We start from the raw sequence: 22,328 nt of genomic DNA, 5'->3' as shown, positions 1-22,328 counted from the left end.
CTAAGGAAGTAGGAAAAGTATGTATCCAGATGATAGTTTGACATTGCACACGGACTTGTACCAGATCAACATGATGCAGGTTTACTTTGACCAAGGGATTCACAATAAGAAGGCGGTCTTTGAAATGTATTTCCGCCAACAGCCTTTTAAGAACGGCTATGCGGTTTTTGCAGGTTTGGAAAGAATTGTGAGTTATCTTGAAGACTTGCGTTTTTCAGATAGTGATATTGCCTATTTGGAGTCGCTGGGCTATCATGGGGCATTCTTGGATTACCTTCGCAATTTCAAGTTGGAGTTGACCGTTCGTTCTGCCCAAGAAGGGGACTTGGTCTTTTCCAATGAACCGATTGTGCAGGTGGAAGGCCCTCTAGCCCAATGTCAATTGGTCGAAACGGCCCTTTTGAACATCGTCAACTACCAGACCTTGGTGGCTACTAAGGCAGCTCGTATTCGCTCGGTTATCGAAGATGAACCCTTGATGGAGTTTGGGACACGTCGGGCTCAAGAGATGGATGCGGCTATCTGGGGAACACGCGCAGCGGTGATTGGTGGCGCCAATGGAACCAGCAACGTGCGTGCGGGTAAACTCTTTGACATTCCTGTTTTGGGGACCCATGCTCATGCCTTGGTACAGGTTTATGGCAATGACTATGAGGCTTTCAAGGCTTATGCTGCGACCCACAAAAATTGCGTTTTTCTTGTGGATACCTATGACACCCTTCGCATTGGGGTACCCGCTGCAATTCAGGTGGCGCGTGAACTGGGTGATCAGATTAACTTTATGGGTGTGCGGATTGACTCTGGGGATATTGCCTACATTTCCAAGAAAGTCCGTCAGCAACTGGACGAGGCTGGATTTACAGAGGCTAAGATTTATGCTTCAAATGACCTAGATGAAAATACTATCCTCAACCTCAAGATGCAAAAGGCCAAGATTGATGTCTGGGGTGTGGGTACAAAGCTGATTACAGCCTATGACCAGCCAGCTCTTGGGGCGGTTTATAAGATTGTTGCGATCGAAGATGAAAATGGTAATATGCGCAATACCATCAAGCTGTCTAATAATGCGGAAAAAGTGTCTACGCCAGGTAAGAAGCAGGTGTGGCGCATTACCAGTCGTGAAAAAGGCAAGTCAGAGGGTGACTACATCACTTATGATGGTGTGAATGTGAGTGACATGACAGAAATCAAGATGTTCCATCCGACCTATACTTATATCAAGAAGACGGTTCGTAATTTTGATGCTGTTCCTCTCTTGGTGGATATTTTCAAGGACGGAAAATTGATTTACAAGCTGCCTAGTTTGACTGAGATTCAGGATTATGCTCGTAAGGAATTTGACAAGTTGTGGGATGAGTACAAGCGCGTGCTTAATCCACAGCATTATCCAGTGGATTTGGCGCGTGATGTATGGCAAGACAAGATGGACTTGATAGACAAAATGCGCAAGGAAGCCCTCGGCGAAGGAGAAGAAGAATGAGTTTGCAAGAAACGATTATCCAAGAGCTGGGCGTAAAACCAGTTATTGATGCCCAAGAAGAAATCCGTCGTTCTATTGATTTCTTAAAGAGATACCTGAAAAAACATCCCTTTCTTAAAACCTTTGTACTAGGAATTTCTGGAGGGCAGGACTCAACCTTGGCAGGGCGCTTGGCGCAATTAGTTATGGAAGAAATGCGAGCAGAGACAGGAGATGATAGCTACAAATTTATCGCTGTCCGCCTGCCATACGGAGTACAAGCCGATGAAGCAGATGCTCAAAAAGCCCTAGCATTTATCCAGCCAGATGTCAGCTTGGTAGTTAATATCAAGGAATCAGCTGACGCTATGACAGCTGCAGTTGAAGCGACAGGTAGTCCTGTTTCAGATTTTAACAAGGGCAATATCAAGGCTCGTTGCCGTATGATTGCTCAGTATGCCCTTGCTGGTGCCCACAGCGGAGCGGTCATTGGAACAGACCACGCTGCGGAAAATATCACAGGTTTCTTTACCAAGTTTGGTGACGGTGGTGCGGATATTTTACCCCTTTTCCGTCTCAATAAACGCCAAGGAAAACAACTCTTGAAGGAACTTGGTGCAGACCCAGCCCTTTATGAAAAAATCCCAACAGCAGACCTAGAAGAAGACAAACCAGGCCTAGCTGACGAAGTAGCCCTCGGAGTCACTTATGAAGAGATTGACGACTACCTAGAAGGCAAAACAATCAGCCCAGAAGCCCAAATCACTATCGAAAATTGGTGGCACAAAGGCCAACACAAACGCCACCTACCAATCACCGTCTTTGATGACTTTTGGGAGTGAAAACCTCCAGTGGAGGTTTTCAGCCTCTCACCTTGAAATAAGAAAGTGAGAGAAGGTCCGGTAACTCACAGAGTTCGATTTCGTCGTCTCACCCCCGCAACGATGACTAGGTTTGAAAAAGCTTGCTAGAGCGCATTTCGAACCAGACAGCGACTGCGTCAAGGGATTAGACCAAAAACTCGTTTTCTAGCTGTTGCTGAGTTTAGTCTTTTTACTAAGAGCCTAGAAATAAGGAAGTGAGGCGGAATCATGAAATCTATCGGTACGCAAATATTACAGACAGAGCGTTTAACCTTGCGAAGATTTGTGGAAAGTGATGCAGAAGCTATGTTTCAGAATTGGGCTTCATCCGCTGAGAATCTGACCTATGTCACCTGGGATCCCCATTCTAATGTCGAAATCACTCGAAACTCGATTCGAAATTGGATTGTCTCCTATACCAATCCCAACTATTACAAATGGGCCATTTGTCTCAAAGAAAACCCGGAGCAGGTGATAGGAGATATCAGCATCGTTGCAATAGATGAGAACGATTCTTCTTGTGAAATTGGTTATGTGCTCGGCAAGAAATACTGGGGACATGGAATTATAACAGAGGCCTTGAAAGCTGTCTTGGACTTCTCCTTTACTCAAGTAGGATTTCAAAAAGTTAAGGCACGATATGCTAGTCTCAATCCAGCTTCAGGTCGTGTCATGGAGAAGGCTGGAATGTCCTATCTAAAGACTATTATCAATGGTGCAGAGAGAAAAGGATATCTTGCGGATCTTATTTATTATCAGATAAGTAGGGAAGACTGGTGAATTCTCTTTTCTGCTTCCATCGAAGTCAACTATTTATTGTAAATATAATAATTGGCATCCCAAGTTTATTTGCAACTTTAAAATAGCATATTGATTAGCACAAGACAGATGTTCTAGTTCCTTCTTTAATCTTGTTTAGTATTAGTTAAAAAATCGCTTTAAGCTTGTAACTAAGAGGGAGCTAATCGACTAGATTCTCCAGTCGAACAGGTGGTAATATGTTTTTTATAGTGTAATCCTAGCTGTTGTTAAATTTAAAATAGAATCCTCTATCGAGTTAGGGAATTAAGTTCCACCAATTTTATTTATGTTTTTCTATCAAAATATCTAACATTAAAATAGTCTCATTCTGATGAGCAAACTATTCGATTGCTACTGCATAGTTGTATAAGGAATGATGAAAGATGAGTGAAAATTATCAAGTTGGAATGTTTGTATCGAAATATATTAGCATGTATTTAGATAAGATGTCTGCAATCCTCTATATATGAGATTGATTACGATATAGTTGAAGTGTTAGTTCAATAATCAATATCTCATTCTGAGCTTATTTAATATACAAAATATATTGTTTAACATTTACCAGAAAAGATGCTATACTAGAAGTAGTAACTTTTAGAAGGAGGATGTAATGGAAAAATTTAATACCAATAAGCGCTATGCATTACGTAAACTCGGAAAGATTTTTGGTTCTGTGATAGTCGGGCTAACTTTATTTTTAGGAGGAATCCTGAATACAAGTTTTGTTCATGCTGATGGGGCAGATGTGACAAGTGAATTGGATGATAATTTTGAAACCCAAGATAACCGAAAAGATATCCCCTATGAAACAATATACGAAAGAGATGACAATCTTCCTAAAGGAACGAAAGAAACAAAAACACCTGGTAAAAAAGGAATAAAAGCTACCGTAAAAACATATTCATCTACAACTTTACAGTTGGTCAGCGAGAAATCTGACGTTGTTATTCTTCAACCTCAAACAGAAGTTATCAAAGTGGGAACAAAGCCTACTGTAGTTACCGAAACGATTAGCTCTCTTATTAGATATATAAAAGATGCCACTCGCCCTGTTGGAAGTAATGTTTTAACAGAAAGTGATGGAGAAGATGGACTTAGAAAAATTACTACAACATATGATGTAAATGATAAAACAGGTGAGGTAACAATTAGAGAAACAACATCCACCATTGAAAAAGAATCAAAGGATATTATCTATAAAGTTGCAGCTAAAGATAAGGTAGAAAAACGCATCACCGAAAAAAGTACAAATATCCGTTTTGAAAAAGATGAAACTAAAGACCGTAGTGAAAATCCTATTACAATTGACGGAGAGGACGGAACTGTAACCACGACAAGGACCTACGATGCTGATTCAGAGACTGGTAAGGTCACAGAAAAGGTTACTGTAGACAGAAAAGAACCGACAGACACAGTTATCAAAGTTCCAGCTAAAAGTAAGGTTGAGCGTGAAGTTCTTCCTACAAGTGTCATCCGTTATGAAAAAGATGAGAGTAGAGACCGAGGAGCTTCTATTGAGATGATTGATGGAGAGGATGGCTATGTAACTACGACAAGGACCTACGATGTTAATTCAGAGAATGGTCATGTTACCGAAAAGGTTACTGTAGACAGAAAAGAACCGACAGACACAGTTATCAAAGTTCCTGCCAAGAGCAAGGTTGAAGAAGTTCTTGTTCCATTTGCTACTAAATATGAAGCAGACAATGACCTTTCTGCAGGACAGGAGAAAGAGATTACTCTAGGAAAGAATGGGAAAACAGTTACAACGATAACTTATGATGTAGATGGAAAGAGTGGACAAGTAACTGAGAGTACTTTAAGTCAAAAAGAAGACTCTCAAACACGAGTTGTTAAAAAAGGAACCAAGCCCCAAGTTCTTGTCCAAGTAATTCCAATCGAAACAGAAGATCTCGATGACCCAACTCTTGATAAAGGTCAAGAAATAGAAGAAGCAGGAGAAATTGGTGAAATTACGCTTACTACAATCTATACTGTAGATGAACGTGATGGAACAATTGAAGAAACTACTTCTCGTCAAATTACTAAGGAGATGGTAAAAAGACGTATAAGGAGAGGGACGAGAGAACCTGAAAAAGTTGTTGTTCCTAAGAAATCATCTATTCCTTCGTATCCTGTATCTGTTACATCTAATCAAGGAACGGATGCAGCAGTAGAACCAGCTAAACCAGTTGCTCCAACAACAGGCTGGAAACAAGAAAATGCTATGTGGTATTTTTATAATACTGATGGTTCCATGGCAACAGGTTGGGAGCAAGTTGATGGTTTATGGTACTATCTAAACGATAATGGTTCCATGGAGACAGGTTGGGAGCAAGTTGATGGTTTATGGTACTATCTAAACGATAATGGTTCCATGGAGACAGGTTGGCTACAAAATAATGGTTCATGGTACTACCTCAACAGCAACGGTTCTATGAAAGCCAATCAATGGTTCCAAGTTGGTAGTAAATGGTATTATGTAAATGCATCGGGTGAGCTAGCGGTCAATACAAGTATAGATGGCTATAGAGTCAATGATAATGGTGAATGGGTGCTTTAACAGATTCCTCCCTACGACACAATTGATAATAGTATGTCTGGATATATAATTATGTATAAAAAGCTATAGATAAGCTCATCTTATAGCGACTATAAAAAAGTGAACAAACCTAGTCTTCTATACATTAGAATTCAGGTTTGTTCACTTTTTGTTTAATACTCAATGAAAATCAAAGAGCAAACTAGCCGCAGGTTGCTCAACGCACTGCTTTGAGGTTGTAGATAGAACTGACGAAGTCAGCTCAAAACACTGTTTTGAGGTTGTGGATGAAGTTGACGCGGTTTGAAGAGATTTTCGAAGAGTATAAGTCTTTGATTTTGAGACAAAGGAGATTCAGGGTCAAAGTAGTGAATGATTCTGAAACAACTCATAATAGTCTCTTGAGAGGACAGATAAGAGTAACAAATATGGTGCTACTTATGTGTCTTGCATTTTGATTTGCAGATATCGAAGAAAATATAGTGAGTTGAAATAAAATATAGATGAATCAATTTGGAGAGTCAACGCAATCTATTGTAGATATAATATCTTATCGATTTATTGGTATTAGAAGATTTAGAGAAATTCTTTCTTAATAAATAAACATGGCGTCACCAAAACTGAAGAAGCGGTAGTGTTCTTGGATGGCATGGTGGTAGGCATCTAAGACTAATTCACGGCCAGCAAAGGCAGAAACCAACATGACCAGAGTTGATTTTGGCAGGTGGAAGTTGGTTGAGAAGGCATCCACGACCTTCCATTCATAGCCAGGTTTGATAAAGATATTGGTCCAGCCAGAATCTGCTTGGATTTGCCCATTAAATTTGGAACCGATAGTCTCCAGTGTGCGGATTGAAGTAGTTCCAACAGCGATGACACGACCACCATTTTCTTTGACAGAGTGGAGGGTGGCAGCTGCTTCCTCAGAAAGCTGGTAGAATTCTGAGTGCATTTCGTGTTCGTCCAGATTGTCAACTGAAACAGGTCTAAAGGTTCCGAGTCCGACATGAAGAGTCAGATAGACTAGATGAACACCCTTAGCTTGGATTTCTGCCAGCAGTTCTTTGGTGAAGTGAAGACCAGCAGTCGGTGCAGCAGCAGAGCCACTTTCTTTAGCGTAGACCGTTTGATAGCGTTCACGATCATCCAGTTTTTCGTGGATATAAGGTGGCAGAGGCATTTCTCCCAGACTTTCCAAGACTTCTAGGAAAATTCCTTGGTATTCAAAGCGGACAATGCGGCCTCCGTGAGTCAATTCTTCCGTAACGACAGCGCTGAGGCGACCATCACCAAAGCTGACACGAGTACCAACCTTGAGGCGTTTGGCAGGTTTTGCCAGAACTTCCCACTCATCTCCACTAGTATTTTTGAGGAGGAGAAGCTCTACATGGCCTCCTGTTTCATCCTTTTGACCATAGAGGCGGGCAGGGAGAACGCGGGTGTCGTTCATAACGAGGGCATCACCAGGTTCCAGCATATCAATAATGGAGTGGAAGTGTTTATCCTGCATTTCTCCCGTCTCACGGTTGACAATGAGGAGTTTAGAGGCATCCCGTTTTTCAAGGGGCGTTTGGGCAATCAATTCCTCAGGCAAGTGGAAATCAAAATCAGCTGTATTCATATATCTGTTCATTCTTTCTAAGTTCTAATCTTATCCATTATAACATGTTTCAAGTTTGGACGCTCTTTTTTTAGAAATTAAATCGTTTTCACTTGACAAAAATTGGTCTATACCATATAATAAATATAGATAGAAATGGAGGATGAAAAGATGAAAGTTATCAAAGTTGAAAACCAAATCGAAGGTGGAAAAGTTGCTTTTGAGATTTTGAAGGAAAAATTGGCCAACGGCGCTCAAACCCTAGGACTTGCGACAGGAAGCAGTCCACTTGAATTTTACAAGGAAATTGTTGAAAGTGACCTCGATTTTTCAAATCTAACCAGCGTCAACCTTGATGAGTATGTAGGTCTTGATGGAGATAATCCACAGTCTTACCGTCACTTCATGAAAGAAAACTTGTTCAACCAAAAACCATTTAAAGAAAGTTTCTTGCCTCGTGGGGTTAAGGATCATGCTGAAGCTGAAGTTGAACGCTACAACCAAATTTTGGCTGACCATCCAGTTGACCTGCAAATCTTGGGAATCGGTCGCAATGGGCATATCGGCTTTAATGAGCCTGGCACTCCATTTGACAGTCAAACGCATCTAGTAGAACTGGACCAGTCTACTATCGAAGCAAACGCACGTTTCTTTGACAAGATTGAAGACGTCCCAACCCAAGCTATTTCAATGGGGATTAAAAACATTTTGGATGCCAAGTCTATTATTCTTTTTGCTTACGGTGAGTCGAAAGCAGAAGCCATTGCCGGAACAGTGTCTGGCCCAGTGACTGAGTCTCTACCAGCAAGTAGCTTGCAAAACCACCCTGATGTGACCATTATCGCGGATGCTGAAGCGCTCAGCTTGCTTGAAAAATAAAAAACGAAACCCTTCAGTTTCTTCTATCTGAGTGCTTTAAACTCTTATATAAATGGAAGAAAAAATCAAAATTAAACCGCATTTTTTCTTGACAATTATTCCTTTTACGTGTAAAATAGAATAGATCTTGAACTTGAAGGGAGTGAAAAAAATGTCTAAAACAGTAGTACGTAAGAATGAATCTCTTGACGACGCACTTCGTCGTTTCAAACGTGCGGTTACTAAAGCTGGTACTCTTCAAGAAACACGCAAACGTGAATTCTATGAAAAACCTTCTGTAAAACGTAAACGTAAATCAGAAGCAGCTCGTAAACGTAAAAAATTCTAATTTGAAATGAAAGGCTGGAGAAATCTAGTCCTTTTTCTTTTAATACTCTTCGAAAATCTCTTCAAACCACGTCAACGTCGCCTTGCCGTAGATATGGTTACTGACTTCGTCAGTTTCATCTACAACCTCAAAGCAGTGCTTTGAGCTGACTTCGTCAGTTTCATCTACAACCTCAAAACGGTGTTTTGAGCAACCTGCGGCTAGTTTCCTAGTTTGCTCTTTGATTTTCATTGAGTATAAATAAATACTTCAAAGCCTGCAAAAATCTGAAACTTCTAAGGACAATTTGATATAATAGAAAGAAGAACTCATTTGAAGGAGGAAATGATGTCGGTTTTAGTAAAAGAAGTGATTGAAAAGCTTAGACTAGACATTGTCTATGGCGAACCAGAATTGCTTGAAAAGGAAATCAATACAGCGGATATTACGCGACCCGGTCTTGAAATGACAGGCTATTTTGACTACTATACGCCAGAGCGGATTCAACTTTTGGGGATGAAGGAGTGGTCTTATCTGATCAGCATGCCTTCCAACAGCCGTTATGAAGTTTTGAAAAAAATGTTTCTACCTGAGACACCTGCGGTCATTGTTGCCCGTGGTTTGGTGGTTCCAGAGGAAATGTTAAAGGCAGCCAGAGAATGTAAGATTGCCATTTTAACCAGCCGTACAGCTACTAGTCGTTTGTCTGGAGAGTTATCTAGCTATCTGGATTCTCGTTTGGCAGAACGTACCAGTGTACACGGTGTCTTGATGGATATCTATGGGATGGGTGTCTTGATTCAGGGCGATAGTGGAATTGGTAAGAGCGAGACAGGTCTTGAGCTTGTCAAACGTGGTCACCGCTTGGTAGCTGATGACCGTGTCGATATCTTTGCCAAGGATGAGATTACTCTCTGGGGTGAACCAGCTGAAATTTTGAAACACTTGATTGAAATTCGTGGGGTTGGTATTATCGATGTCATGAGTCTCTACGGTGCCAGTGCTGTCAAGGATTCTTCACAGGTTCAGCTTGCTGTCTATTTGGAAAATTACGATACGCATAAGACCTTTGATCGTCTTGGAAACAATGCAGAGGAACTTGAAATTTCTGGCGTAGCCATTCCTCGTATCCGTATTCCAGTTAAAACAGGTCGTAATATTTCTGTCGTGATTGAGGCAGCTGCCATGAATTATCGTGCCAAGGAAATGGGCTTTGATGCGACCCGTTTGTTCGAAGAACGCTTGACAAATCTCATCGCTCGAAATGAGGTGCAAAATGCTTGATCCAATTGCTATTCAACTAGGACCTCTAGCCATTCGTTGGTATGCCTTGTGTATTGTGACAGGCTTAATTCTTGCGGTTTATTTGACCATGAAAGAAGCGCCTAGAAAGAAGATCATACCAGACGATATTTTAGATTTTATCTTGATCGCCTTTCCTTTGGCTATTTTAGGAGCTCGTCTCTACTATGTCATTTTCCGTTTGGATTACTATAGTCAGAATGTAGGAGAGATTTTTGCCATTTGGAATGGTGGTTTGGCCATCTACGGTGGTTTGATTACTGGTGCCCTTGTACTCTATATCTTTGCTGATCGTAAACTCATCAATACTTGGGATTTTCTAGATATTGCGGCGCCTAGCGTCATGATTGCCCAAAGTTTGGGTCGCTGGGGTAATTTCTTTAACCAAGAAGCCTATGGTGCAGCGGTGGATAATCTGAATTATCTACCTGCCTTTATCCGTGACCAGATGTATATTGATGGGAGCTACCGTCAACCGACCTTCCTTTATGAGTCTCTATGGAATCTGCTTGGCTTTGCCTTGATTCTGATATTGAGACGAAAATGGAAGAGCCTCAGACGAGGTCATATCACTGCTTTCTACTTGATTTGGTATGGTTTCGGTCGTATGGTCATCGAAGGCATGCGGACAGATAGTCTCATGTTCTTTGGCCTTCGGGTATCGCAATGGCTATCAGTTGTCCTTATCGGACTGGGTATTTTTATCATTCTATATCAAAATCGAAAGAAGGCCCCTTACTATATTACAGAGGAGGAAAACTAAATGTTAGAAGTTGCATATATTCTTGTTGCCCTAGCTTTGATTGTCTTTTTAGTCTATCTAATCATTACTGTACAAAAGCTTGGACGTGTTATCGATGAAACAGAGAAGACGATTAAAACCTTGACTTCAGATGTGGATGTGACCTTGCATCATACCAATGAGTTGCTGGCTAAGGTCAATGTCTTGGCAGATGATATCAATGTCAAGATGGCAACGATTGATCCACTCTTTAATGCTGTTGCAGATTTATCTCTATCTGTTTCAGACCTCAATGACCATGCGCGTGTCTTGAGCAAGAAAGCTTCATCAGCTGGTTCAAAAACACTCAAGACTGGGGCAAGTTTGTCAGCTCTTCGTCTTGCAAGTAAATTTTTAAAAAAATAAAAAAGGAGAATCCTTATGGGTAAACTATCCTCTATCCTTTTAGGAACCGTTTCAGGTGCAGCTCTTGCCTTGTTTTTAACAAGCGATAAGGGCAAACAAGTTTGCAGTCAGGCTCAAAATTTTATAGATGATTTGAGAGAAGATCCGGAGTATGCCAAGGAGCAGGTCTGTGAAAAACTGACAGAAGTTAAGGAGCAGGCTACAGATTTCGTTCTGAAAACCAAAGAACAGGTTGAGTCAGGTGAAATCACTGTGGACAGTGTACTTGCTCAAGCTAAATCCTATGCTTTTCAAGCGACAGAAGCATCAAAAGATCGATTCAATAATCTCAAAGAGCAATGGCAAGAAAAGGCCGAAACTCTTGATGACTCAGAAGAGATTGTGATTGATATTAGAGACGAAAAAATCTAGATTTGACAGAGAGGGAAACCTCTCTTTTTGTTCGTAATAATATAACATGTTGATATTTTATAAATAAATAAAAATTTTTAACTTTATTTGATAGAATAAATCGTTTTATATTTGTGTAAATATAGTAAAACTGGTATAATTGAGCTGTGATGGCTGTGATGGCTGTGATGGCTGTGATGGCTGTGATGGCTGTGATGGCTGTGATGGCTGTGATGTTATTTGCCTATAGCAATCATCATAGTGATTTTTGTAGCTTAACTCTTTTTAAGGAGTTGAAGTTATAAAGATTGCTTTTTTATTATATTTTCCTTAGGAGGAGAAATGGAACACAAATCGAATTCGTATAAAGTAAATCGACAGCAAGGTGAAAAGGTACTGCGCTTTTCGATTCGTAAATATAGCTTTGGTGCTGCTTCAGTAGCTGTTGCGGCATTGATGTTTTTGTCTGGGCATCAGGCTGTTCGAGTTGAGGCGGCTCAAGTTTCAGATACGACTGAAGTACCGGTTATCCCAGGTAAAGAAGATGCTCATACTGCTACAATAGTAGATTTGCCTAAAACAGAAGATTCTCTAACTACAGATAAAGAAGAAAAATCACTAACCACTGCTGAGAATCCGGCTGAGACTTTATCTGAGAAACTACCTGAAACTTCAACTGAGAATGCATCTGAAAACGAGACTACTGCCCTTGATAAAGAGGTAGTTGAAAAACAAACATTAGATAAGACTAAATTACAAGCTAATATTACAAAAGTTCAAGAACTCTTGGATAAAGTCAACAAAGAAAAAGCTCCAGCTTCGACCCTTGCTGCAATCCAGGCAGATTTAGAAACAGCTAATAGTGTGCTTAATAACAATAGTCTTGAATTAACACAAGCTGAAATTGATGCGGCAGCTAAAACGCTTAGCGATAAATTGTTTATATTATCTTCAATGCCTAAGATAAATGCGCCTAAGAAGGTTTTAAAAGAAGGTGAAAATACGATTGCCAATACTGGGTCTCGTGATTCACGTAATGGCGAAACCATGGAAGAAGGATCTGATCTTCGCTCAGCACCTATTGATAAAAATACCAAACGTGGTGAATTAGGAATCGTTGTAGCCAACTCTGGATTTATTACAGGATATGCAACACCATCTTCAAAAATTGAGATTAAGAGAAATGGTACAACTGTGCTGACTTCTAAATTAGATGACACAGGAGCCTTCAAATTAAATGCTCCAGGTATTGAAGTTGGAGATGTGGTTGAATTAGTGGTTAATGGCCAAACTGTTACTACTACTACAGTAAAACAAACAGACACAGTAGCTTTTAATGATAGTTTAGCAGGAATTGCTCAAGTTGATGGATACACAGCGGCAGAAGCAGATGTTGAAGTAACAGTCGGAGGAAAAACTTATACTACCAGATCGCAAACAAATGGTTACTTTACAGTGAATGTTGATACGAACTTAATGGTAAACGATGCGGTTGTTACAACTGTTATCAAAAAGAATGGTCAAGAAGTTGGTCGTGGAACAAGTACAGTACGTAACACGAAAGTAACAGACTTCGGGGTTGGTTGGATTAAAAACCCTATGATTAACTATTCACATCGTGACGTGTTCTCTCCAGATACAAAACAATATGCCTTCGTAAGTAAGGGAACTGCTGATCAAGCCTATGACAATATTCGTGTTTACCGTGAAATGCGTATTGAAAATAATGGGGATAAATATTATTACTGGATATTAGATTCAGGGCCAAGACCAAATGGATTGGCTGGTGTTTCTAAAAAAATTTCACTTGCGATTCCACGTACGGTTGGAGATCCTTATGAATTTACGTATACAAAATACCAAGATGGAAAACAGACCTTCCATAAGGATTATGTTAGTGCATCAGCATGGGAGTATGAACACTCTGCTTTTCGTGCTTATGTAAAAGATGGCGTCCGACGTTCAGGGGCGGCTTATACTGAAAATGTAGACGGATGGCTTAAATATATAAACCCAGAGGTTGGTACTAGACTGAATAATTGGAGGTTTAATATTTATCGTAAAAATAGCGGAGATGGTACAGAACCTAACAACGATGCCTTTTCTCGTGTTAGTGATATATTGGGGATTCGTAAAGATGGTCTTGAATACAATCTTGTTCGAGGTGTTATAGAAGACAGAATGAACGTAGTTGCAGGGCAACGTTCAATTATTACTTTCAAGACGAAAATTCTTGAAGGAAAAGAGCTAAATGATAGTATTATGTCGGATTGGGGAGATAAAAACACTAATAACCCTATGCTTGACGAAATAAAAAAACGTCTAGCCAATGACCCATTCCTTGCTTATGGAGGATATACAGAGGGTGGATATAGACGCTATAGAACTGGTGAAAATGCAATTATCGGTGTATTACCGTTGAAACCAGACGAAGCAGCTAAATATAATCTTAAACCAGTATCTAAAGAGCAAACAACTAATAAAGGTGTCGTTCCAGATGCAATTAATAGTATTGCTAATACAAAAGAGTTACCTGCTGGTACAACATACCGTTGGTTTAAAGATCCAGATGTATCAAAAGCTACAGCACCAGATAGACCTGTGTATGGTAAAGTCGAAGTGATTATTCCAGAGCGTGGAACGTATATTGTGGATGCTCCTGTACATGTTTTAGAAGATAAAGCTCAAACTCCAGAAGCTCCATCAGCAACAGCAAAAGAAGATGGATCTGTAACAGCTAAACCGCAAGATTCAACAAAAGTAGATAAAATTAAAGTTAGCTACACAGGAGAAGATGGTTCTAATAAGACGGCTGAAGGAAATAAAGGTGGAAATGGAACGTGGACTGTTGTGAACAATCCAGACGTTCAAATTGATGCAAGTACTGGTGAAATCACAATCCCAGCTGATAAAGTCAAAGACAATACAGAAGTAACAGCAGTAACAACAAATGGAAACAGTGATGAATCAGCTCCAGCCAAAGCAACTGCAAAAGCACCAAAACCTGAAAAACCAATCTTAACTGCACCAAATAACGGTAATGTAACAGCAAAACCACAAGATCCAGCCAAAGCAGATAAAATTACGGTTACTTATAAAGACGAAGATGGAACAAATGTAACGGTAGTAGGTAATAAAGGAAATGATGGTACATGGACTGTTGTGAACAATCCAGGTGTAACTATTGATTCTAATACAGGTGAAATTACAATTCCAGCTGATAAGGTAAGAGATAATACCGTAGTAACAGCTATCACAAAAAATGGAAATAGTGTTGACTCAGACCCAGCAACAGAAACAGCAAGAGCACCAAAACCAGAAAAACCAATAGTAGTAGCAAATGAGGATGGGTCTGTAACAGCAAAACCACAAGATCCAACCAAAGCAGATAAAATTACGGTTACTTACACAGGAGAAGATGATTCACCAAAAACAGTAGTAGGAACAAAAAATCCATTTAATCAATGGATTTCAGATGATCCAGAAATCAACATCAATGAAGACACAGGTGAAATTACAATCCCTGCTGAAAAAGTAAAAAATGAAACAGTTGTAACAGCTATCACCAAAAATGGAACGAGTGATGATTCAGAACCAGCAAAAGCAACTGCAATAAAACCGGATAATGAACCACCTATTTTAACACTATCTGCTAACAACCTAAAAGTAGTAGAAGGCGAAACTATAACATTTAGAGTAAAAGCAAAAGATGATAAAAATGTTACTTTTGAAGCGACTGAATTTTTAGCTAAATATTTTAAGAGGTACAATGTTGGAACAACAGGAGTAGTGTCGTCTAGATATGTGAAAAATACAGAAAAAGAAAAAGAAATAGAGATTACAATTAATACTATAGCTGAAGATGTTGGTAAACAAAATACAATTATATTTAACGCAACAGATGATGCAGGAAATAAAGCTACACCAGTGATTTTCTCATTTGATGTAACACCACGTGATAGAACAGCACCAACGATTTCAGCTAATGGAGCTACAGTTACAAATCGTGAGGAAATTATACCAATTCCAGTAACAGCTAAAGATAACGATGGTGGAGTTGGAATGCGTGAAGATACTCCAATCGAAGTAAAAGACTTACCAGATGGATTGAAATTTGAAAATAATCAAATCGTAGGAACTCCAACTGGAGCCTCAGGAGTAACAAAAGTAACGATTACAGCTTATGATAAGAATGATAATAAGGCTGAAAAAACAATTGAAATTGTAGTTAAAGGACAAAATGACAAGTATAACCCAGTAGGAATCAATCGAACAGTTCCTAAAAACTCAACACCTAACGCAGAAGATAGTATTGGAAACAAACAAGATTTGCCACAAGGAACAAAATATCATTGGTTAACGCCACCAGATACGAGCCAAGGTGGACAAACTGTCTCGGCAGTTGTTGTGGTAGAGTATCCAGATAAAACAACAGATAACGTTAGTGTAAATATTAGTGTACCTACGAATTTGACAGCAGAAGTTACGAAACCAAATGAAGTTTTGGAGAAACGTGCAGTTGACTCTAAAAAAGTTGTCACACCAAATAAAGAGGGTTCAACGATTGCAACGCCAGATGAAGTGAATGGATTAACAGTTAATGGAGAAGGTAAATTAACAGGAACGCCAAAAGTAGAAAATTGGGGCAAAGACGAAGAAAAACGTGCTATCACAATTCCAGTTAAAGTTACGAATGGAAACGAAGAAATCACAGTAAGCGTACCAGTTACAATTTTACGTGATACGGATGGAGATGGAGAACCAGACACTACAGATCCAGATGATGACGGTGACAAAATTACGGATGAGGAAGAAAAGGCAAAGGGAACAGATCCAAAGATTTTTGATAAACCAGACAAGCCAACCTCATATGGTCTAACAGGAGCAGTAAAACCATCTACTGTTACTGAGAATAAACAAGTGACTGAACCAGGAGTTGTTACACCAAATAAGACAGGATCAACGATTGAAACACCAGCTTCTGTAAATGGATTAACCGTTGATAATAATGGAAGTTTAACAGGAACTCCAAAAGTAGACTCTTGGGGTGAAGGTGAAGAAGAACGTGATATTACTATCCCAGTAAAAGTTAAGAAGGATTCGGAAGAAGCTAATGTAAGTGTACCGGTTAAAATCCAACGCGATACAGACGGAGATGGCAATCCAGATGTGACAGATACAGATGATGATAACGATGGAATTTCAGATGACGATGAAAAGAGAAATGGAACAGATCCAAAAGTAGCAAATGGTCTGACAGGAATCGTTACAGCTCCAGCTAAAGTGAAAGAAAAAACTCCAGTACCGACGACTTTACCAAAAGTTGTAACGCCAAATAAAGAAGGTTCAACAATTACAACAGAAAATCCAGTAAATGAATTGAAAGTGAATGGAGAAGGTAAATTAGAAGGAACACCAACCGTAAATGATTGGGTTGGCGGAGAAGAAGAACGTAATATCACAATTCCTGTTAAAATTACGAGAGAAAAAGAAGGAACTCCAAAAGAGGAAGTTACGGTACATGTTCCAGTGACAATCCAACGTGATACAGATAACGATGGAACTCCGGACGTTGACGATTTAGATGATGATAACGATGGAATTTCAGATGAAGATGAAAAGAATAATGGAACAGATTCAAAAACTGCAGACGGACTAAGTGTGAAAGTTACAAAACCGAATGTAGTGCTGGAGAAAAAAGAAGTTACTCCAAAAGAAGTTGTCACTCCAAATAAAAAAGATGCAACAATTACTACAACTACGCCAGAAGTGAACGGTCTGACAGTTAATGGAGAAGGTAAATTAACAGGAACTCCAACAGTGGACAATTGGGGCGATGATGAAGAAAAAACTATCAACATTCCGGTTACAGTAACGAGAAAGAAAGATGGTAAAGAAAATGTTATAGAAACTGTTGCCGTTAAAGTTCCAGTAACAATCCAACGTGATACAGATGGAGATGGAACACCAGACGTTTTAGATACAGATGATGATAATGATGGAATTCCAGATGAAGTAGAGAAAAGTAATGGAACAAATCCAAAAGTTCCTGATAATCTAACAGCAATAGTTGCTTCACCAACTAAAGTTAAAGAGAAAAAACCAGTAACTCCAACAAAAGTTGTCACACCGAATATGCCAAATTCAGCAATTACGACAGAAAATCCAATGAATGGCTTGAAAGTCAATAATGAAGGTAACTTAGAAGGAACACCGTCAGTAGATAATTGGAAAAAAGACGAAGAAGAACGTCATATCTTAATTCCGGTTAAAGTAAAAAATGGTGATAAAGAAATCATAGTAAAAGTTCCAGTAACAATCCAACGTGATACAGATAATGATGGAATCCCAGATTCAGAAGACACAGATGATGATAACGATGGAATCCCAGACACTGTAGAGGATACAAACGGAACAGATCCAAAAGCTGCAAATGATTTAGAAGTAGCAGTTACAAATCCAGACAAAGTGAAGGAGAAACAACCAGTTACTCCAATAAAAGTTGTAACTCCAAATAAAGAAGGTTCAACGATTGTAACAAACGCCCCAAATGGAACAGTGAACGGACTAAAAGTCAATGATAAAGGCGAACTGGAAGGAATCCCAACAGTAAATGATTGGGATAAAGAGGAAGAAGAACGCCCTATCGACATTCCGGTTAAAGTTACTAAAGTTGTAGAAAAATTCACAGAAAATGGTAAAGAAGAAGTAACGGAAGAAAAAGACGTAACAGTTCGAGTAACAATCCAACGTGACACAGATGGAGACGGAGATCCAGATGTTACAGATACAGATGATGATAACGATGGAATTCCAGATGAAGTTGAAAAAGCAAATGGAACAGATCCGAAAAATGCAAACAACCTAACTGCAAAAGTTTCAGATCCAACTAAAGTTACAGAGAAGAAACCAGTTCCTTCAACATTAGCGAAAGTTGTCACACCGAATAAAGACGGTTCAACAATTACAACAGAAAACCCAGTAAATGGATTAAGTGTTGATAAAGATGGTAAATTAACAGGAACACCGAGCGTAACTAATTGGGGTAGTGATGAAGAACGTAAAATCACCATTCCAGTTAAAGTTAAGAATGGTGATGAGGAAATTCGAGTAGAAGTTCCAGTTATTATTCAACGTGATACAGATGGAGATGGAGATCCAGATGTGACAGATAAAGATGATGATAATGATGGAATTTCAGATGAGGAAGAAAAGAAAAACGGAACAGATCCAAAAGTTGCTACAACACAAACTCCTGTGGAAATAACTATTACACGTGAGAAAAATGGAGACGCAATTGTTACACCGAAAAAACCAGACGGAAAACCGTACCCTAAAGATACGAAGGTAGAAATTCCAGGTGAAAATGGAACAACAATAGTAGTAACGATAGGTGACAAAGGTTTTGGAACAGTACCAAATGATCAACTTCCAAAAGGTGAAGTACCAGGACAAGGTGTCGTAACAGAACCAAACAAACAACCATCAAAACCAGTAGATGTAACAACGCCAGTTCGTAAGACACCAACGGTAGAGTTGACTCAAAACCCAAGCACAGGAGATGTTACAGTAACACCGAAGAAAATAGATGGCTCAAACTATCCTACAGGAACTACTGTAACAATCCCAGGCAAAGATGGAAAAACGATTGATGTAGTAATCGGTGAAAATGGTTCAGGTACAGTTGCAAATGGTGATTTACCAGAAAGAGATGTACCAGGAACAGCTATCATTACAGAACCAAATCAAAAACCATCACAACCAGTGAATATTACAACACCAGCTAAAAAGGTTCCAACACTACAATTAGATCAAGATCCAAAAACTGGAGATGTCACAGTAACACCGAAAAAACCAGATGGAACAACATATCCATCAGGAACTAAGGTAGAAATTCCAGGGAAAGATGGAAATCCAATCACTGTAACAATTGGAAAAGATGGTACAGGAAAAGTTCCTAATAATGATTTACCGGATGAAGATACTCCAGGAACAGGTAAGATTAAAGAAGATGGTAAACCAGAGGTAGAGATTAAGGTAGAAACACCGAAAAAAATTGACCCTAGTGCGCCAGAAACAGCACAAGTAGGGACAATTGAAATCACAAGAAAACCAAACGGAGATGCTGTAGTTACACCTAAGACCACAGATGGAAAAAATTATCCTAAAGATACTAAAGTGAAAATTCCAGGAGAAAATGGAACAAGCATCGTAGTAACGATAGGAGAAAATGGTTCAGGAGAAGTACCGAATGACCAACTTCCAAAATATGAAGTACCAGGAAAAGGAACAGTAACAGAACCGAATAAGAAACCGTCACAACCAGTGGCTGTAACAACACCAGCTCGTAAGACACCAACAGTGGAAATGGAACAAAATCCAAACACAGGAGATGTAACGGTAACACCGAAGAAACCAGATGGAACAACATATCCACCAGGAACGAGGGTAGAAATTCCAGGAAAAGATGGAAAAACTATTGAAGTAACACTTGACAAAGATGGCAAAGGTACAGTTCCGAATAATGATTTACCTGATGAGGATACTCCAGGAACAGGTAAGATTAAAGAAGATGGTAAACCTGAGATAGATGTTAAGGTAGAAACACCGAAAAAAATCAATCCAAATCATCCAGCTACAGAACAACCAACTGAAATTGACATCACAAGAAAACCAAATGGAGATGCGATTGTTACACCTAAGAAACCAGATGGAACACCATATCAAGCAGGAACGACTGTGAAAATTCCAGGAGAAAATGGAACACCTATTGTTGTGACAATCGGAAAAGATGGTTTTGGATTAGTTCCGAATGACAAACTTCCAAAAGATGAAGTGCCAGGAAAAGGAATAGTAACAGAGCCAGGAGCTAGACCGTCACAACCAGTGGATGTGATAACGCCTGCTCGTAAGCCGTCAACTATACGTTTGGATCAAGATCCAAAAACTGGAGATGTAACAGTGATTCCTATGAAGCCAGGTGGAGGAACATATCCACCAGGAACTAAGGTCGAAATACCAGGTAAAAATGGTAATCCAATTGTAGTAGAAATCGGACAAGGTGGAACAGGAACAGTTCCAAATAACGACTTACCAGATGGAAATGTACCTGGAACAGGTAAGATTACAGAACCAGGAAAACCAACTACGGAAGCTCAGGTGCTAACGCCAGGTAAAATCAATCCAATCGCTCCTCAAACAGACCAATCAGGTAAGATTGAAATTACAAGAAATCCAAATGGAGATGCAGTAGTTACACCTAAGAAACCAGATGGCTCAACATATCCATCAGGAACTAAGGTTGTGATTCCAGGAGAAAATGGAACATCTATTATTGTAACGATTGGAGATAACGGCTCAGGAACAGTTCCAAATGATAAACTTCCAAAAGAAGCTGTCACAGGAAAAGGAATTGTAACAGAGCCGAATAAGAAACCGTCACAACCAGTAGCTGTAACGACACCTGCTCGTAAGACTCCAACAGTAGAGCTGACACAAGATCCAGCTACAGGAAATGTCACCGTCACACCGAAAAAACCAGATGGAACAACATATCCACCAGGAACTACGGTAGAAATTCCAGGGAAAGATGGCAAGCCAATCGTTGTACCAATCGGAAATGATGGAACAGGAACAGTTCCAAATAATGATTTACCTGATGAAGATACTCCAGGAACAGGTAGGATTAAGGAACCAGGTAAGACAACAGTTGAAGTTAAGGTAGAAACACCGAAAAAAATTGATCCTACTGCGCCAGAAACGGCAGAATTAGGTACAATTGAAATCACAATAAAACCAAATGGAGATGCAGTCGTCACACCGAAGAAGAAAACAGATAAAACAACGTATCCGGAAGGTAGTAGGGTGAAAATTCCAGGAGAAAATGGAACATCTATAGTAGTGACAATTGGAAAAGATGGCTCAGGAACAGTTCCAAATGACCAACTTCCAAAAGAAGCTAAACCAGGAAAAGGAACCGTAACAGAACCAGGTAAGAAACCATCTAATCCGGTGGATGTAACAACCCCAGCTCGTAAGACACCAACAGTAGAGTTGAATCAAGATCCAAATACAGGGGATGTGACGGTAACACCTAAGAAACCAGATGGAACACTATATCCAGAAAATACTAAGGTAGAAATACCAGGTAAGAATGGTAAACCTATCGTCGTAATAATTGGAAAAGACGGAAAAGGAACTATACCTAATAAAGATTTACCAGATGGAATAGAACCAGGAAAAGGAACGATTACTGAACCAGGAAAAGATCCTGTAGAAGTAATTGTAACAACCCCAGCCCGTAAGATACCAACACTAGATGTTTATCAAGATCCAAATACAGGTGACGTTACAGTAACGCCTAAGAAACCAGACGGTTCAACATATCCACCAGGAACGAAGGTAGAAATTCCAGGTAAGAATGGCACACCAATTGTCGTAATAATTGGACAAGACGGAAAAGCTACAATACCAAACAGTGAATTACCAGACGGTAAAGTTCCAGGTACAGGTAAGATTACTGAACCAGGTCAACCAGCTGTAGAAGTTCCAGTAGAAACTCCAGCTAAGGTAACACCAGCAACACCAACAGATACAAATCCAGTTGCACCAGTGACACCTGATACGCCAGTCAAACCTGACACTAATGGAGGTTCTGGTCAAGATACACCTGCGCCTATGCCTGCACCAACAACTCCAATTCCAGATGCAGTTACACCGAATGCAGATCATGAAGATACTACAGATGCTAGTGATAACGGAGCTAAATCAAATGATTCTCAAAATGTATTGCCAAATACAGGAACAGAATCAAATGCGACTCTTGCATCTCTAGGACTTCTTGGTATTCTAAGTGGTCTCGGACTTGCTCTTAGAAAGAAAAAAGAAGACTAAAAATTTAGTCAAATGAACATTCATTCTTTTGTATTGTAAAGACAAACTAGATTGGTTCTGGGAATCGTGTTCGTCATAAAATACAAAGAATGTTTAGATAAAGAAAGCGAACAATGCTAGGATTTTGTTAAAGGGAATTCTAAGT

General features: G+C 39.6%; 14 protein-coding genes. 12 read left to right on the top strand and 2 right to left on the bottom strand.

Going from position 1 to position 22,328, the window contains the following annotated elements:
* Positions 1–19 precede the first annotated feature (19 nt).
* From DSY56_RS04755 to DSY56_RS11840, 4 genes are all read left to right on the top strand, one after another.
* Complete coding sequence (locus DSY56_RS04755; protein WP_112444151.1) at positions 20–1,480, top strand: nicotinate phosphoribosyltransferase; 1,461 nt, start codon at positions 20–22, stop codon at positions 1,478–1,480.
* Positions 1,477–2,301, top strand: coding sequence for an ammonia-dependent NAD(+) synthetase (gene nadE, locus DSY56_RS04750; protein WP_112444150.1), 825 nt, complete (start codon positions 1,477–1,479; stop codon positions 2,299–2,301). Before DSY56_RS04755 ends, nadE begins: the two co-directional genes overlap by 4 nt.
* A gap of 249 nt (positions 2,302–2,550) precedes the next feature.
* Positions 2,551–3,102, top strand: coding sequence for a GNAT family N-acetyltransferase (locus tag DSY56_RS04745; RefSeq protein ID WP_112444149.1), 552 nt, complete (start codon positions 2,551–2,553; stop codon positions 3,100–3,102).
* 631 nt (positions 3,103–3,733) lie between these two features.
* A complete protein-coding gene (locus tag DSY56_RS11840) occupies positions 3,734–5,686 on the top strand; it encodes a PspC-related protein choline-binding protein 1 (RefSeq protein ID WP_160109909.1) in 1,953 nt (650 codons plus the stop codon).
* A 571-nt stretch (positions 5,687–6,257) separates the two neighbouring features.
* Here DSY56_RS11840 and queA read toward each other — a convergent pair.
* Positions 6,258–7,286 (bottom strand): tRNA preQ1(34) S-adenosylmethionine ribosyltransferase-isomerase QueA, encoded by a 1,029-nt coding sequence (gene queA / locus DSY56_RS04715; protein ID WP_112444147.1) that lies wholly within the window; start codon positions 7,284–7,286, stop codon positions 6,258–6,260.
* Between the two features lie 150 nt (positions 7,287–7,436).
* Here queA and DSY56_RS04710 point away from each other — a divergent pair, with 150 nt between their 5' ends.
* Entirely contained in the window at positions 7,437–8,144 is a 708-nt protein-coding gene (locus DSY56_RS04710; protein WP_112444145.1) for a glucosamine-6-phosphate deaminase, read from the top strand.
* A gap of 151 nt (positions 8,145–8,295) precedes the next feature.
* On the top strand, positions 8,296–8,472 hold the full coding sequence (rpsU, locus tag DSY56_RS04705) for a 30S ribosomal protein S21 (protein WP_000048054.1): 177 nt from the start codon (positions 8,296–8,298) through the stop codon (positions 8,470–8,472).
* 39 nt (positions 8,473–8,511) lie between these two features.
* Here rpsU and DSY56_RS12290 read toward each other — a convergent pair whose 3' ends face one another.
* On the bottom strand, positions 8,512–8,703 hold the full coding sequence (locus tag DSY56_RS12290; RefSeq protein ID WP_112444143.1) for a hypothetical protein: 192 nt from the start codon (positions 8,701–8,703) through the stop codon (positions 8,512–8,514).
* A 96-nt stretch (positions 8,704–8,799) separates the two neighbouring features.
* On the opposite strand from DSY56_RS12290, the gene hprK reads away from it, so the two are divergent.
* The 6 genes from hprK to DSY56_RS04675 all read left to right on the top strand — a co-directional run bounded on the left by hprK (position 8,800) and on the right by DSY56_RS04675 (position 22,183).
* Positions 8,800–9,735 carry an HPr(Ser) kinase/phosphatase gene (hprK, locus tag DSY56_RS04695; RefSeq protein WP_166731227.1) on the top strand — a complete coding sequence of 312 codons (936 nt, stop codon included), beginning with the start codon at positions 8,800–8,802 and terminating at the stop codon, positions 9,733–9,735.
* Positions 9,728–10,516 carry a prolipoprotein diacylglyceryl transferase gene (gene lgt / locus DSY56_RS04690; protein ID WP_112444139.1) on the top strand — a complete coding sequence of 263 codons (789 nt, stop codon included), beginning with the start codon at positions 9,728–9,730 and terminating at the stop codon, positions 10,514–10,516. Before hprK ends, lgt begins: the two co-directional genes overlap by 8 nt.
* Positions 10,517–10,900: a DUF948 domain-containing protein gene (locus DSY56_RS04685; RefSeq protein WP_112444137.1), complete on the top strand. Its 384-nt coding sequence runs from the start codon at positions 10,517–10,519 to the stop codon at positions 10,898–10,900. It begins immediately after the preceding gene.
* 15 nt (positions 10,901–10,915) lie between these two features.
* Complete coding sequence (locus tag DSY56_RS04680; protein WP_112444135.1) at positions 10,916–11,311, top strand: YtxH domain-containing protein; 396 nt, start codon at positions 10,916–10,918, stop codon at positions 11,309–11,311.
* A 146-nt stretch (positions 11,312–11,457) separates the two neighbouring features.
* Positions 11,458–11,595 (top strand): hypothetical protein, encoded by a 138-nt coding sequence (locus tag DSY56_RS11830; RefSeq protein ID WP_160109908.1) that lies wholly within the window; start codon positions 11,458–11,460, stop codon positions 11,593–11,595.
* Between the two features lie 37 nt (positions 11,596–11,632).
* The gene (locus tag DSY56_RS04675) at positions 11,633–22,183 is read left to right on the top strand and encodes a YSIRK-type signal peptide-containing protein (RefSeq protein WP_112444133.1); all 10,551 of its coding nucleotides are present in this window, start codon (positions 11,633–11,635) and stop codon (positions 22,181–22,183) included.
* The last annotated feature ends 145 nt before the right edge of the window (positions 22,184–22,328 follow it).

The organism is Streptococcus sp. 596553, from assembly GCF_900411395.1.
Taxonomy (GTDB): domain Bacteria; phylum Bacillota; class Bacilli; order Lactobacillales; family Streptococcaceae; genus Streptococcus; species Streptococcus mitis_BA.
The sequence above is the reverse complement of the archived record's forward strand: the minus strand, read 5'-3'. Positions and strand labels throughout refer to the sequence as shown.

Excerpts from the sequence above, each read along its gene's own strand:
- DSY56_RS04755 (WP_112444151.1), top strand. The coding sequence starts at position 20 with ATGTATCCAGATGATAGTTTGACATTGCACACGGACTTGTACCAGATC.
- nadE (WP_112444150.1), top strand. The coding sequence starts at position 1,477 with ATGAGTTTGCAAGAAACGATTATCCAAGAGCTGGGCGTAAAACCAGTT.
- DSY56_RS04745 (WP_112444149.1), top strand. The coding sequence starts at position 2,551 with ATGAAATCTATCGGTACGCAAATATTACAGACAGAGCGTTTAACCTTG.
- DSY56_RS11840 (WP_160109909.1), top strand. The coding sequence starts at position 3,734 with ATGGAAAAATTTAATACCAATAAGCGCTATGCATTACGTAAACTCGGA.
- queA (WP_112444147.1), bottom strand. The coding sequence starts at position 7,286 with ATGAATACAGCTGATTTTGATTTCCACTTGCCTGAGGAATTGATTGCC.
- DSY56_RS04710 (WP_112444145.1), top strand. The coding sequence starts at position 7,437 with ATGAAAGTTATCAAAGTTGAAAACCAAATCGAAGGTGGAAAAGTTGCT.
- rpsU (WP_000048054.1), top strand. The coding sequence starts at position 8,296 with ATGTCTAAAACAGTAGTACGTAAGAATGAATCTCTTGACGACGCACTT.
- DSY56_RS12290 (WP_112444143.1), bottom strand. The coding sequence starts at position 8,703 with ATGAAAATCAAAGAGCAAACTAGGAAACTAGCCGCAGGTTGCTCAAAA.
- hprK (WP_166731227.1), top strand. The coding sequence starts at position 8,800 with ATGTCGGTTTTAGTAAAAGAAGTGATTGAAAAGCTTAGACTAGACATT.
- lgt (WP_112444139.1), top strand. The coding sequence starts at position 9,728 with ATGCTTGATCCAATTGCTATTCAACTAGGACCTCTAGCCATTCGTTGG.
- DSY56_RS04685 (WP_112444137.1), top strand. The coding sequence starts at position 10,517 with ATGTTAGAAGTTGCATATATTCTTGTTGCCCTAGCTTTGATTGTCTTT.
- DSY56_RS04680 (WP_112444135.1), top strand. The coding sequence starts at position 10,916 with ATGGGTAAACTATCCTCTATCCTTTTAGGAACCGTTTCAGGTGCAGCT.
- DSY56_RS04675 (WP_112444133.1), top strand. The coding sequence starts at position 11,633 with ATGGAACACAAATCGAATTCGTATAAAGTAAATCGACAGCAAGGTGAA.